General features: G+C 33.9%; 1 protein-coding gene. It reads right to left on the reverse strand.

What is annotated here, in order from left to right:
* Positions 1-72: 72 nt before the first annotated feature.
* Positions 73-1296, reverse strand: coding sequence for an ISL3 family transposase (locus tag FFM65_RS12000; protein ID WP_137610124.1), 1224 nt, complete (start codon positions 1294-1296; stop codon positions 73-75).
* Between the last annotated feature and the right edge of the window lie 142 nt (positions 1297-1438).

The following is a 1438-nucleotide window of genomic DNA, read 5'->3' on the forward strand; positions in this document are numbered from 1 at the left end:
GGGTCTAAGTCAAATCATGTTGGTAAGACCTTTTACTAAGAATCATGCCTTAATTGGTATGGTTCTTTTTCTTTACGCTCTTATAAGTTGAATACGCATAAAGAGATGCATTTGATTTTTGAATCCAAAACAACCACGTTTTAGTGCCTTGATTTTTCTATTGATCCCCTCGAGTGGACCGTTCGAATAACTGTATTTACCGCTGTTTAGAACATATTTTAAATTCTTTTTTAAGGTACTCATGGCAATGTCCATAGGACTGCCATTCCGTTTGTAATGCGTTATGGCTTCGCCTAACGCATCAATATCATTATTTCTTATAGCCTCTAAAACTGATTGATACGTTTCATAACTGTCTTTGAAATTATCATTTTGATTCAGCCCTAAATCAACGATATTTTGTTGTGTAGTATATTCATTTAAACCTCTATAATATTTCGAATCGACCGCGTTTAATGATGATTCTTGTATGTGGAATATTTTCCATTCGGATTTTAGTACTTTATATTCTCTAGAAAAATGATTTAATCCAGACGTAGCGAGAAGTCTGGACTTATCTAAAGCACGGCTTACAAGCTGGATTATATGAAATCTATCTACAATAATTTCGGCGTTTGGAAATAGACGGTGAACAATGGTTTGGTATTGGGCGTTTAGATCGAGTGTTACTGTTCTTACTAACTGTCTTTCTTGCTTAGAGTAATGGTTTAAGAAAAAATCAATAATAGATTTGTTCAACCGATTTGGCAATAATCCAACTAGTTTGTGGTCATTATCCGCATCACAACAAATGAAAGACATATCAGAACCGGTGGATCTAAACTCATCAAAGCAGAGATTAACTGGTAAAACTCTAGCGGATTGTCGAAAAATAATATTATCGTAAAGCGAACGACTAACAGTCGTCGCTGAAACTCCAACTATTTTTGATATCTCTTTAATTGTAAGAGAATCTTTGGCTAATTGGATAATTGAGTTATTAAGAGCAACGGTTACATTTTTGCCTATCAATAATTGAGGACTGTGAGACAAAGTCGTTGTGTGGCAATTATTACAAAAGAATCTTTGCCTTTTAAGATTGAGTCTGACGGCTTTGCCATTCAGACTCAATAGAAAATGCTTAGTGAATTTAAAGCCATATTTGATCATGTTAAAACCACAGTTTGGGCAATTGCATGAAGCGTAAGTTAGCTGCGCTCTTACTTCGAAACGGTGATTCTGTTCGATACAATCAATGATTTTAATATTAGTGTCTGTTATATTTAGTAGCTTTAGGATAAAATCATTTTGGGACATAATAATACCTCTTTATATTTTTTGATTTTCGTTTGGCGGCAAAAATCGTGGTTATAAAGGATATTATATATGTCCTTTTTTAATTGGTATAAAAAAATCGCGCCAGTAGAATTAATCTACCAACACGATAAAGTGTAGACCC

It is taken from the genome of Companilactobacillus formosensis, from assembly GCF_005405305.1.
GTDB lineage: Bacteria > Bacillota > Bacilli > Lactobacillales > Lactobacillaceae > Companilactobacillus > Companilactobacillus formosensis.